11 protein-coding genes and 3 tRNA genes are annotated in these 11704 nt (G+C 66.4%); 9 read left to right on the top strand and 5 right to left on the bottom strand.

Features of this window, described 5'->3' with window-relative positions; translation table 11 throughout:
• Positions 1-134: 134 nt before the first annotated feature.
• On the bottom strand, positions 135-1625 hold the full coding sequence (locus NU1_RS34755) for an MFS transporter (RefSeq protein ID WP_245720450.1): 1491 nt from the start codon (positions 1623-1625) through the stop codon (positions 135-137).
• Between the two features lie 187 nt (positions 1626-1812).
• Positions 1813-2925, bottom strand: coding sequence for an FAD-dependent monooxygenase (locus tag NU1_RS34750; RefSeq protein WP_067528175.1), 1113 nt, complete (start codon positions 2923-2925; stop codon positions 1813-1815).
• A gap of 184 nt (positions 2926-3109) precedes the next feature.
• Between NU1_RS34750 and NU1_RS34745 the strand changes: the two genes are divergently transcribed.
• On the top strand, positions 3110-3718 hold the full coding sequence (locus NU1_RS34745) for a TetR/AcrR family transcriptional regulator (RefSeq protein ID WP_067528173.1): 609 nt from the start codon (positions 3110-3112) through the stop codon (positions 3716-3718).
• A 90-nt stretch (positions 3719-3808) separates the two neighbouring features.
• Here the strand turns inward: NU1_RS34745 and htpX are convergent, their stop codons facing one another.
• Together htpX and NU1_RS34735 are read right to left on the bottom strand one after the other, a co-directional pair.
• Positions 3809-4690 (bottom strand): zinc metalloprotease HtpX, encoded by an 882-nt coding sequence (gene htpX, locus NU1_RS34740; protein WP_067528171.1) that lies wholly within the window; start codon positions 4688-4690, stop codon positions 3809-3811.
• Between the two features lie 95 nt (positions 4691-4785).
• Positions 4786-5808 carry a polyprenyl synthetase family protein gene (locus tag NU1_RS34735; RefSeq protein WP_067528169.1) on the bottom strand — a complete coding sequence of 341 codons (1023 nt, stop codon included), beginning with the start codon at positions 5806-5808 and terminating at the stop codon, positions 4786-4788.
• Positions 5809-6310: 502 nt separating this feature from the next.
• Here NU1_RS34735 and NU1_RS34730 point away from each other — a divergent pair.
• The 3 genes from NU1_RS34730 to NU1_RS34720 are packed head-to-tail and all read left to right on the top strand — an operon-like array spanning position 6311 to position 8491.
• Positions 6311-7585, top strand: coding sequence for a geranylgeranyl reductase family protein (locus NU1_RS34730; protein ID WP_067528166.1), 1275 nt, complete (start codon positions 6311-6313; stop codon positions 7583-7585).
• Positions 7582-8001: a helix-turn-helix domain-containing protein gene (locus NU1_RS34725; RefSeq protein WP_067528164.1), complete on the top strand. Its 420-nt coding sequence runs from the start codon at positions 7582-7584 to the stop codon at positions 7999-8001. Before NU1_RS34730 ends, NU1_RS34725 begins: the two co-directional genes overlap by 4 nt.
• A 52-nt stretch (positions 8002-8053) precedes the next feature.
• On the top strand, positions 8054-8491 hold the full coding sequence (locus NU1_RS34720) for a VOC family protein (protein ID WP_067528162.1): 438 nt from the start codon (positions 8054-8056) through the stop codon (positions 8489-8491).
• Between the two features lie 267 nt (positions 8492-8758).
• Here the strand turns inward: NU1_RS34720 and NU1_RS34715 are convergent, their stop codons facing one another.
• On the bottom strand, positions 8759-9250 hold the full coding sequence (locus NU1_RS34715; RefSeq protein ID WP_067528160.1) for a YajQ family cyclic di-GMP-binding protein: 492 nt from the start codon (positions 9248-9250) through the stop codon (positions 8759-8761).
• Positions 9251-9389: 139 nt separating this feature from the next.
• Here NU1_RS34715 and NU1_RS34710 point away from each other — a divergent pair.
• From NU1_RS34710 to NU1_RS34690, 5 genes are all read left to right on the top strand, one after another.
• Positions 9390-9472: transfer RNA gene (locus tag NU1_RS34710), tRNA-Tyr, on the top strand.
• Between the two features lie 279 nt (positions 9473-9751).
• Positions 9752-9824: transfer RNA gene (locus NU1_RS34705), tRNA-Thr, on the top strand.
• A gap of 74 nt (positions 9825-9898) precedes the next feature.
• A tRNA-Met gene (locus NU1_RS34700) sits at positions 9899-9971 on the top strand.
• A 45-nt stretch (positions 9972-10016) separates the two neighbouring features.
• Entirely contained in the window at positions 10017-10187 is a 171-nt protein-coding gene (gene rpmG / locus NU1_RS34695; protein WP_029925945.1) for a 50S ribosomal protein L33, read from the top strand.
• Positions 10188-10391: 204 nt separating this feature from the next.
• Entirely contained in the window at positions 10392-11450 is a 1059-nt protein-coding gene (locus tag NU1_RS34690; RefSeq protein WP_067528185.1) for a fused (3R)-hydroxyacyl-ACP dehydratase subunits HadA/HadB, read from the top strand.
• The last annotated feature ends 254 nt before the right edge of the window (positions 11451-11704 follow it).

The following is an 11704-nucleotide window of genomic DNA, read 5'->3' as shown; positions in this document are numbered from 1 at the left end:
CGCCCAACGCACACCGGGATGACAGGGGCTGTTCCGGCATCACGCCTCAACCTAGGTAGAGGGGCCCTCCGTCGGTCGGTATTTCACCGTGCGGCAGCGCGATTGGAGCCCAGACCTGCGCCGGTCGGTGGTTTCTACGCGCTGGCAATGCGGTCGTAGGCCGGGTCCTCCATCGGTCTCGGTGTTGTCTCCGGGGGCGGTGTGACAGGCCGGTTCCGCATCAGCGTGATCGCGGGCACCGCGGCGACTATGAAGAGCACCCCGGCCATGAGGACGTAGAGATGGACGCCGGTCGCGGTGCTCATCGGGGTGCCGTCGGCGATGGTGCGGTTGGCCTTGAGGACTTCGCCCCCGGCGACATTGACGATGACCGATCCGAGGGCGAGCACGACCGACACCAGGCCCGAGACCGTGCCCTGCCGCTCGGGCGGCGCGAGCTCGGTCGCCATGTTGTAGCCGGACGTGCCGATCGCTCCGGCGGCCATACCGAGCACCGCTCCGCAGCCGATCGCCAGCGGGAGAACCGATACGCCCGCCAGCATTGTGAAGGTCGCGACCGTCCCGATGGCGATACCGCCGAGCAGGGGTGTCGCGGGACCGAACCGCCCGGCGAGCCATCCGGCCAGCGCGCCGCCGAGAATGATGCCGAACGAGACGGTCGCGAGCAGCACCGCGACCGATTCCCCGTCGCCCAGCCCGTAACCGAGACCTAGGTCCGTCGGCACCTGGGCGACGATCCCCGTCAGCTGCACCATGCTCCGGAAGGCGCCCGCGGCCAGCACCAGGGCCAGCAGCGTCAGCACGATGGGTCGGCTGAGGGCCCGGATATCGATAATGGGCTCCTCGATCCGCAGGGCGAGGACCAGCCAACCGGCCAATGCCGCGACCCCGGCCACCAGTAGCACGATCATGCTCCCGGACAGCCACCCGGAATCCCGGCCGAGGGTGACGTAGCCGAGTACCGCGCCGAGGCCGCCACCGAGCAGGAGCGCACCGCGCATATCGATGCGTCCGCTGCTGCGCCCCGGTGTCCTCGGAATGAGGAAGCGCACGCTGAGCGCGGCCAGTGCGGCGAGCAAGGCCCCCGCGATGAATACGCTCCGGTAGCCGAAGTGGTCGATGACCGGCGTCATCAGGAAGGGTTCGAGCACCCCGACGATCGCCGAGCCGGACATGACGAGCCCGACCACCGCCATGGCCACCCGCGGGGTGTAGAGCCGACGGGCGAGGGCCACCGTAATGAAGGTCGCACCCAGGGCGGCGCCCTGAATGAAGCGTCCCACCAGGAAGATCCAGATATTGGGTGCGGCGAGGCAGACCAGCGCGCCCACGCACGCGAGTAGCAGGGTGGCAATGAGCATTCGGCGCTCGCCGAAGATATCGGAGCTCTTCGCGAGCAAGGGTGACCAGATGGCCCCCGCCAGCATCGCGCTCGCATTCAGCCACGCGGCCTGGTCGGTGTCGAAGTGCTCGAGCATTTGGGGTAGGACCATGAGCGGGGAGGTGATGGCGACGTCGGCCAGGACATTGGCGAGGATCATGACCGCCACCCAGAGGATGAGTCGCCTACTCCAGCGGTGCTTTTGCATGGTGGGGGCGGGTGCACCCGGTGCGTCGTCGTTCACAACGAATTTCCTCCGGCGCAAGGGGAAGTAAGCGGTCGGGGGCTTCCGGTGGCGGGCGCGATTCGAGCGGGCTTCCTGGTGGCGGGCGTGTGCGGGACGCCCCTGCTGGTCGATCGCGGCGCCCCCGCCCCGAACCGCTCGCGTTGCGACCGGGAGCGGTTCGGTGTCGAGTTCCGCCGTGTCCGGTTCAGCGCACATGGGTGCTCGCTGCGCGCAGACGCTCGTTGCGGGCGGCGATGGCATCCCAGGTGGCCGGGAGCAGGTGGTCGCGCCCGAGGTCGACGATCTCCTGGGCGAAGGTGACATGAGGACGCAGTCGGGCCTCGTACCGTTCGAACGCGGCGGTGTGGTCGTTGCCGCACGCTTCGAGTTCCGCCGCGAGAAAGTGGGCGCCGGTGAGCGCGAGGGAGGTGCCCCGGCCGGAGAGGAAGGCGGGGCAGTACCCCGCGTCCCCGACGAGGACGACGCGGCCGCGGTGCCAGGACGGCAGGTGGATCTGGCTCGCGGCGTCGAAGAAGAACTCGGGCGCGGCGCGCACCGCGTCGAGTAGCCGGGGGATCTTCCACGACCGGTAATCCGCGAAGGCGTCGAAGAGGATCCGCTTCTGGGCATCCAGGTCGTGGTGGTCGTAGTCGAGCGGCCCGGAGCGGAACTGGAAGACCGCGACGGTTCTGCCCCCGTACCGGAAGATGCCCGCCAACCGGTCGGGGACGTTGTAGATCGAATTGACGCCATCGGACCATTCCTCGCCGGGGAGATCGGCGAGGGCGAAGTAGACACCGAGGTGCCGGACGTAGTTCCGCTCGGGCCCGAAAACTAGGTCGCGTACCGCGGAGTGCTGGCCGTCGGCACCGATCACCAGGTCGTACCGTCCGGTGCGGCCGGAGTCGAAACGGACCCGAACGTCGTCGCCGTGGTCGGTCACCGTCTGGATGGAGTCGCCGAAGCGGATCGTCACGGACGCCGGGAGCGCGTCGGCGAGGACGCGCACGAGGTCCGCACGCAGGATCTCGATGTCGTCGGAGTCGCTTATCTCCGCGATCGGGACACGGCCCACCGGTGTGCCGTCATCGTCGACGAACCGGCTGGACTCCGACATCCGGAGCCGAAGGTCGTGAATCCGCTCGAGCAGTCCCATCCGGTCCACGGCCTCGATCGCGTCACCGCGGATGTCGATGGGCGTTCCTTCGAGCCGGAAGTGGCGGCCGTACTCGACGACGGTGACGTCGTGGCCGCGGGTGCCGAGTTCGAGTGCGCTGGCGAGCCCGGCGATACCGGCTCCGGAAATGAGGACGTGCATGGTGCGTGCTCCAGGTCTGCTGGGGAGGGCGTGTCGAACAGTGGGTGGGGGCGCTGCCACCGAGCCCAATCATTAAAGCGACAAACTGTTGCTTTAATCGAGTCTAGGCACGATCGGCTTGCCCCGCAACGGCCGACCTGACGACAATCGACACCCGAACGCTGGACAGGAGATGAGCCCGCGAATGACCGACAGCACCGCGAACCGGCAGTCGGCACGCCGTCCCGGTGGCCGCAATGCGCGGGTGCGCGCGCAGATCCTCGGCGCGACGACCGAACTCGTCGCGCGCGACGGCATCGCGGGCTTCCGCTACGAGGAGGTCGCCGAACTCGCCGGCGTGCACCGGACCAGCGTCTACCGCAACTGGCCGGACCGCGAAGAACTGGTCGCCGAGGCCCTGCTGCAGTACGCCGAGGACCTCGCCTCCATAATCGACACCGGCGACCTCGGACGTGACCTGGTGGACTACCTGGTGGCGATGGCCAGCGGCCTGGGTACCCCGTTCGGCCAGGCACTCGAACAGGCCGTCCAACCCACCCACGAGAACCCCGCCGTCCGGCAGACGGTGGCCAGGATCCTCGAGCAGCGCGGAGTCGCCCTGCGTCGGCGGGTGAACCTCGCGGTCGAGCGGGGCGAGCTGCCACCGGTCGACAGCGCCTTCCTCGGCGAGCTGGTGTTCGGCCCGGTGCACCTCATTGTGAACCGCGGCATGCGCACGTTCGCTCGCCCGGACGCGGAGCGCATTGTCGACGTGGTACTCGCCGGAATCCGGGCCACCAGACCGCGCGCCTGAGCGCGCCACGGCCGCAATTCGTCTGTGGCGGTACCTGTCTCGGAGCCCGCGCGACTGTGGCCCGTGACCTGGGCCAGGACCGATGTGGCCTCAGTAGTCCCGCCTGCCGCCGGCCATGGCTTCCAGACGGGCGATGCGCTCGGCCATCGGCGGGTGCGTGGCGAAGAGGCGGGCCATTTTCTCGCCGCCACGGAATGGGTTGGCGATCATCATGTGGGACTGCGCGGCCAGGCGGGGTTCCGGGGCGAGAGGGGCTACCTGGACGCCGCGTTCGATCTTGCGCAGCGCCGCGGCCAAGGCCAGGGGGTCGCCGGTGAGTTCCGCGCCGTCCTGGTCGGCCTCGAATTCGCGGGAGCGGGAGACAGCCAGTTTAATGACCGTCGCCGCGATCGGGCCGAGCAGCGAAACCAGCAGGATACCAAGCATATTCGGGCCGCCACCATTGCGATTGCCGCCGAACGCGCTCGCGAAGAAGGCCAGATTCGCCAAACCCGAGATAACCGATGCCAGCGCACCCGCCACCGAGGAGATCAGGATGTCGCGGTTGTAGACGTGCGACAGCTCATGGCCGAGGACCGCGCGCAATTCCCGCTCATCCAGGATCTGCAGGATGCCGGTGGTGCAGCAGACCGCCGCGTGCCGGGGACTGCGGCCCGTGGCGAAAGCATTGGGCGCGTTCGTCGGACTGATGTACAGCCGCGGCATGGGTTGGCGCGCCGTCGTGGCCAGCTCCCGCACAATGCGGTACATGACCGGCGCTTCCAATTCGGAAACCGGCTGGGCGTGCATCGACTTCAAAGCCAGCTTGTCGCTGTTGAAGTAGGCGTAGGCGTTCATGCCCACGGCCAACAGGATCGACAGGACCAGGATCGTCGGGTTGCGGAACAGCGCCCCGGCGAACACGATCAGCGCCGACATGCCCACCAAGAGCCCGAAGGTCTTCAACCCGTTCGCATAACCATGCCCGTGCATCGGTCTCCTTCTGCCGCGACCCCTCCCTGACGTGCGTTACACCAGGTCAACGACAAGCACGGGGCAACAGGTTCCCCGGGTGGCCGCGCGGCAGGTCAGCCGACCCTTTCGATGGTGTAGCGGACCAGCCGCTCCAATGCCTCATTGGCCGGGCCGGGCGGCAGCGCGGACAGCTCCGCGTGCGCGATATCGGCGTACCCCTGCAGCTTCTCCTTGGCCAGCACCATGCCGTGCGAGCGCGACAGCAGGTCCAGGGCCACGCCCACCTCGTCATCGGTCTCGAGCGGTTTGGCCAGCAGTTTGCGTAGCCGGTCGCCGTCGGCGCCCTCATCGCGCAGCGCGTACAACACCGGCAGCGTGTGCACGCCCTCGCGCAGGTCGGTGCCGGGTGTCTTACCGGACTGCTCCGAAGCCGAGGAGATATCGATAATGTCGTCGGAGATCTGGAAGGCGGTGCCGACGGCATCGCCGAGGCGCGCCAGCCGCTCCACATGATCGAGATCCGCACCGGAGAAGGTGCCGCCGAAACGACCCGAGGCCGCGATCAACGAACCGGTCTTCTCCCACACCACCCGCAGGTAGTGCTCGACCGGGTCCTGGGACTGCTTGGCACCCAGCGTTTCCCGCATCTGGCCGGTGACCAGCTCGGCGAAGGTCTCGGCAATGATGCGCACCGCGTCCGGACCCAGCGTGGATACCAGTCGGGAGGCGTGCGCGAACAGGTAGTCGCCCGCCAGAATCGCGATGCTGTTGCTCCAGCGCGAATTCACGCTCGGCGCACCGCGTCGCATCGGAGCCTCATCCATGACGTCGTCGTGGTACAGGGTCGCCAGATGCACCAGCTCGACCACCGTGCCCGCGGTGATCAGATCCGGACTGTCGGGCTTCGGACCCAACTGACCGGTGAGGATGGTGAACAGCGGCCGGAACCGCTTCCCGCCCGCCTTCGCCAGATGCAGCGCCGCCTCCTGCAGGAATTCCTCCCCGTCGGACAGCTCCGTGATCAGCAGTTCCTCGACCTCAGCGAGGCCCTTCTTCACGGTTGCCGCGAGCTCCGGATCACCCAGATCCACCCCCGCCACCACGGTGCTCTCATCGCTCACAGCCGATGCGCTCATTCCATCTCCCAGTGCCGCGTCCGACCCCACGAGAAAGAACCTATCGTGTCGCACTTTCTATCCCCAGGGACACCACCAGAGTGCGACGTAATAGACAGTATTCTTCGCCGTCGCTGCGCGACGGCAAGTTCGCGGCCCTGCCGTCCGGTGCTGTGTTTTCGGCCGCCGCTCCGCGACGGCAAGTTCGCGGCCCTGCCGTCCGGTTCTTCCCTCCCTCCGCTCCTCCGCTTCGCTCCCCCGCTCCACTCAGTCCAGAACCGAACCGGGCCGCGAACCTGCTAGTTCAGTGCGGGGAGCTGCTGGCTCAGTATGGGGAATCTGCTGGTTCAGTGCCGGGAGCTGCTGGCTCAGCGTGGGGAATCTGCTGGTTCGGTGTCGGGAATCTGCCGGGTCGGTGCGGGCGGATGGGGGTTGGTTGGTGTCGTCAGGTTCACAGGGGGTGCGGAGGTGAATGGTGTGGTGCGCGTCGACAGCGATCAGGGGGGCTGCAAGTATTGGGCTCATGGGTTCACCGGATGCGACGCCCGTGCAGGGGCACACTTCGAATGTATTGCCCGCGCATGCGGATGTGCTGGTGGTGGGGGCGGGACCGGCCGGATCGGCATCGGCGGCCTGGGCGGCTCGGGCCGGACGCGATGTACTGCTGATCGATTCGGCGGTATTTCCCCGGGATAAGACCTGTGGTGACGGGCTGACGCCGCGGGCGACCGCGGAGCTGGAGCATTTGGGGCTGGGGGAGTGGCTGCGGGCGCATACGGTGAATCGCGGATTGCGGATGGCCGGGTTCGGGCGGGAGGCGTTGCTGCCGTGGCCGGGTGGGTCGTTCCCCAGCTATGGAAGTGCTGTTCCGCGAACCGAACTCGACGATAAATTGCGCGAGACCGCGATGAAGTCCGGCGCGAAGATGGTGGATGGCGCGCGCGTGATCGAGGTGGCGCGCGACGGTGACCGGGTCACCGGGGTGACCGTCAAAACCGACAGTGGACTGCATGCCATCGGCTGCAAGACCCTGATCGTGGCCGACGGGGTGCGGTCGCCGGTCGGCAAACTGCTGGGCCGCACCTGGCATCGCCAGTACGCGTACGGCGTGGCGGCGCGGGCCTACATCAAATCCGAGCGCAGCGACGATCCGTGGATTACCTCCCATCTTGAACTTCGCGATGCCGAGGGCACCCTGCTCCCCGGCTACGGATGGGTGTTCCCGCTCGGCAACGGTGAGGTCAATATCGGCGTCGGCTCCCTCGCCACCGAACAGCGGCCCTCCAATATTTCATTGAAACCGCTACTGCAGCACTATGTTTCGCAGCGCCGCGCGGAATGGGGATTCGAGGGTGAAGCGCGTGCGGTCGCCTCGGCGCTGCTGCCCATGGGTGGCGCGGTCTCGAATGTGGCGGGCCGCAACTGGGCGCTGGTCGGTGACGCCGCCGGATGCGTGAACCCGCTCAATGGCGAGGGCATCGACTACGGCCTGGAGGGCGGGCACATGCTCGCCGGAATCCTCGACGAACCCGATCTGAGCGGACTGTGGCCGGATATGTTGCGCGCCCGCTACGGCCGCACCTACTCGGTGGCGCGCCGCCTCGCCGCGCTGGCCACCCACCCGCGCGCGGTGCCATTCGGCGGACCCCCGGTCATGCGCTCGAAACTCTTGCAGCGCACGGCGGTTCGGGTCATGGGCAATCTGGTCACCGATGAGGATCTCGACCTCACCGCCAAGCTCTGGCGCGGCGCGGGCCGAGCCTCGCTGCGTTTCGACGAACTCCAGCCCTTCTCGTGAGCGCCCGGCCGGTTCCGGAAGATCTGCTCCCGCACCTGCGGCGAGCGCGGGACCTGGCCGACCGGAATTACGCGGAGCCGCTGGATCTGGACAGTCTGGCGGCGGCCGCAGGTGTGTCCAAGTACCACTTCCTGCGCTGCTTCGCGGCCACCTACGGCAAGACGCCCGCCGTCTACCTGGCTGAACGCCGCATCGAACGCGCCCAGGATCTGCTGCGCTCCTCGAATGTGACGGTCACCGAGACCTGCATGCTGGTCGGCTACACCAGCCTCGGGTCCTTCAGCGGCAAGTTCACCGAGCTCGTCGGCATGTCCCCCTCGGAGTACCAGGCCAAATTCGCCGCCGAGGGCACCCCACCCATCCCCGGCTGCTACGTCTTCATGCACGGCCTGTCCGACCGCAAGCTCCCGGATTGAACACCGCAATTTTGGAGAAGCGTCGCAAGGGTCGAGTTCATAGCCTTGGCGTATGACAACCATTACGAATGTCTCGCTCGTCACCGTCTACGTGCAGGATCAGACCGCCGCCAAGCAGTGGTACATCGATAAGCTCGGGTTCGTCGAAGTCACCGATGTGAGCATGGGGGACAACGGATTTCGTTGGGTGACGGTAGCTCATCCCGATCATCTCGAACTCGAGATCACCCTCATGATCCCCGGCCCACCCCTGGACGAGAACTTCGCCGAAGCCGTCCGCCGCGCCCTCGCCAACGGCACCAACGGCGCCCTGGGCCTGGCAACCGACAACTGCCAGAAGACCTTCGAGGAACTCACCGCCAAGGGCGTCGAATTCGTCCAGCCGCCCGCCGAACGCCCCTACGGCGTCGAAGCCATCGTCCGCGACAATTCCGGAAACTGGCTGGTCCTCGTCGAGAAGCGCGAATTCGACCCGAGCACAATGCAGTAGGGCCACAGGCGAGCAGTCGATCGCGCGCGAGGCGGCTCGCACGCGAGGGCGGCAGGTCGCTCGTGAGGTGGCGGCTCCCTGCGTGAGGTGGCAGGTCCCTGCGTGGGGTGGCGGGTCTCACGTGAGGCGGCAGGTCGTGCGTGCGGCGGTAGGTGCTGCGCGCGTGGCGGGCGCACTGTATCTCGGAACGGCCGGGGTGGCGGAATCCCACCCCTATTCAGAGCCGTGGCCCCGGCGTAAGCCGGGGCCACGGGAGACTCGAGCGAGCTACCGGTAATTCACGAACTGCAGCGCCACGTCGAAGTCGCCGCCCTTGAGCAGTGAGATCACGGCCTGCAGATCGTCGCGGTTCTTGCTGCTGACGCGCAGTTCATCGCCCTGGATCTGCGCCTTCACGCTCTTGGGGCCCTCTTCGCGGATCTTCTTGGAGATCTTCTTGGCGTTCTCCTGGGAGATGCCCTGCACGATCTCGCCTGTGATCTTGTACACCTTGCCGGACTGCTGGGGATCGCCGGCATCGAATGATTTCAGGGAGATATCGCGGCGAATCAGCTTCTCCTTGAACACCTCCAGCGCGGCCTTGACGCGATCCTCGGCCTCGGCCTGGAGAACGATCTTCTCCTCGCCGGACCATTCGATGCTCGCGCCGGTGCCGCGGAAGTCGTAGCGGGTGCTCAGCTCCTTAGCCGCCTGGTTGAGGGCGTTATCCACCTCCTGGCGATCGACCTTGCTGACGACATCGAACGACGAATCGGCCACTGCTTGTGCTCCTGTCCGAGATCGGAAGTTTTGCGGGGTTGTCCCGCCGAAGGTAGTCCGTCCGGCACCGCGTTTTCCAGCCGGTTTGCGTTCCGGGAGGGGGTTCGATGTATTCTCGTCACCGCGCTGTAAGGCGCACGGCAGATTGCCCGAGCGGCCAATGGGAGCGGACTGTAAATCCGTCGGCGAAAGCCTACGTAGGTTCGAATCCTACATCTGCCACCCCGCGAACCCCCTGGAACCATCAAGGTCCCAGGGGGTTTCGTGTGTTCGCGGCGTGGATTCCGGCCACAAGCACGCCGGAATGACGAGCGCCCGCCGCCCCTGAGTGCCGCGCCCGTCATCCCGGCGCGCCCGTGGCCGGGATCCACCTCCTCGACTGCCGGTTGTTCACCCGTGAAAACCATCTCTCACCACACGGTTTGTAGTTGGGTCGAGATGTTGTGTAACCTCGTTCAAGTCTTCAGCGCCCCGACCGCAAGGTCGGAGCCACGCAGACATGCCCCCTTAGCTCAGTCGGTAGAGCGTTTCCATGGTAAGGAAAAGGTCAACGGTTCGATTCCGTTAGGGGGCTCGCCGGATTGCCGGTGGTGACCGACTCGGCATCCAGATCGATGACCGAGCTATCGCCGCCGCGAATCCTCGCATGGCGGTGTAGCTCAGTTGGTAGAGCAAACGACTCATAATCGTTGTGTCGCCGGTTCAAGTCCGGCCATCGCTACCCCATACTGATTAACCATCAGGCTGACCGGAAAGAAGGCGCATCGTGGCCGCGAAGTCCACTGATATCCGGCCAAAGATCACCTTGGCCTGCGAGCAGTGCAAGCACCGTAACTACATCACCAAGAAGAACCGGCGTAACGACCCGGATCGTCTGGAACTCAAGAAGTTCTGCCCCAACTGCGGTACCCACCGGGCCCACCGCGAGTCTCGCTAACTTAAACCCGCGCGTCCTACCGCGTGGAAGAAGTGCCGGATCGGCGTAGTCACTTCGTCCCTCATACAGCGGGACAGTGGCCCCGGTCCGGCTCTTGGTGTATATAGCGGTGGTTCAGCGCTCCGCCCGATCCCGTTCGGGATCAGATAGGGACTTCCTGCCGTGACTGTCAACACCGAGGCCGTAACCGACATCGAGGCCGATATGGTCGATCCAGGCGAGGTTTTCGATCCCGCCGCGCACGCCGCCGCCATGGTCGGCCACCACTACCGGGTGGACGACTACTACGAGGTCGGCCGCGAGAAGGTGCGTGAGTACGCCCGCGCCGTGCAGGACTACCACCCGGCGCACTGGGATGAGGACATTGCCCAGGAGTACGGCTACGACGGTCTGGTCGCCCCGCTCAGCTTTATCTCCCTGGTCGGCATTCTGGCCCAGACCGCGCTCTTCGAGCAGGTCGTCACCGGCTACGACCTGAGCCAGATCATGCAGACCGATCAGATTCTGGAATTCCACCGCCCGATCAAGGCCGGGGATCAGCTCAGCTGCATCGTCTACCTGCATTCGTTCCGCCAGGCGTTCGGTGGCGACATCATCGTCACCAAGAACGATGTGGTCGCGCAGGACAACGAGCTGGTGCTCACCACCTACACCACGCTGATCGGTCGCAGCGGCGGTGATATCGATCCCAATCTCTCCGGCGCGGTGCGCAATGTGCTCATGCACGGCCTCGGCCCGGAAGAGCGTCCCGCCCACCACGCGCGCATCGATGTGCCCGAGCTGCCGAAGGCGCCGCGCCCCGAGCCGCGCGGCGCGGCCGACGCGTCCACCCGGACCAGGCACGGCCTGCGTTTCGAGGATGTAGCCGCCGGCGATATTCTGCCCGCGCGCATCGTCCGCCTGACCCGCGGCGATCTGGTGAACTACGCGGGTGTTTCCGGCGATGCCAACCCGATTCACTGGAGCGACGACGTCTGCAAACTCGTCGGTCTGGAAAACGTTGTGGCACATGGCATGTTGACCATGGGCCTGGGCGGCGGTTTCGTCACCTCCTGGCTGGGCGACCCGGGTGCGGTGAAGGAGTACAACGTGCGCTTCACCAGCCCGGTCTATGTCCCCGCCGACCGCGCCGCCGAGATCGAATACACCGGCAAGGTCAAGTCGGTCGACCCGGAAACCAGGACCGCGGTAGTGGCGATTGTCGCAAAGTCCGAAGGCCGCAAGATCTTCGGACGCGCCACCGCCACTGTGCAGTTGGCCTGACCGACCCCCAGGTCATCTACGCCCCTCGTCATCCCGGCGTGCATTTGGCCGGGATCCACCTCCGATCAGTAGTGGATTCCGGCCAAAAGCGCGCCGGACTGACGGGGTGGGGACGCATCGGCGGACAGTGATCACCCCGATTGGCGATTCGCGTGCGGGTTAACGTAGACTTGTGAATCTGGGGTCACCAGCCGATGCGCGCTGCTCCGAGGAGCGGCGCGCGTACTTGTGAAAAACCCGGTACAACTGAAGAA

The organism is Nocardia uniformis NBRC 13702, from assembly GCF_001613345.1.
Lineage (GTDB): Bacteria > Actinomycetota > Actinomycetes > Mycobacteriales > Mycobacteriaceae > Nocardia > Nocardia uniformis.
The sequence above is the reverse complement of the archived record's forward strand: the minus strand, read 5'-3'. Positions and strand labels throughout refer to the sequence as shown.

Excerpts from the sequence above, each read along its gene's own strand:
- NU1_RS34730 (WP_067528166.1), top strand. The coding sequence starts at position 6,311 with ATGGGTTCACCGGATGCGACGCCCGTGCAGGGGCACACTTCGAATGTA.
- NU1_RS34690 (WP_067528185.1), top strand. The coding sequence starts at position 10,392 with ATGGTCGATCCAGGCGAGGTTTTCGATCCCGCCGCGCACGCCGCCGCC.
- NU1_RS34735 (WP_067528169.1), bottom strand. The coding sequence starts at position 5,808 with ATGAGCGCATCGGCTGTGAGCGATGAGAGCACCGTGGTGGCGGGGGTG.
- NU1_RS34720 (WP_067528162.1), top strand. The coding sequence starts at position 8,054 with ATGACAACCATTACGAATGTCTCGCTCGTCACCGTCTACGTGCAGGAT.
- NU1_RS34745 (WP_067528173.1), top strand. The coding sequence starts at position 3,110 with ATGACCGACAGCACCGCGAACCGGCAGTCGGCACGCCGTCCCGGTGGC.
- NU1_RS34750 (WP_067528175.1), bottom strand. The coding sequence starts at position 2,925 with ATGCACGTCCTCATTTCCGGAGCCGGTATCGCCGGGCTCGCCAGCGCA.
- htpX (WP_067528171.1), bottom strand. The coding sequence starts at position 4,690 with ATGCACGGGCATGGTTATGCGAACGGGTTGAAGACCTTCGGGCTCTTG.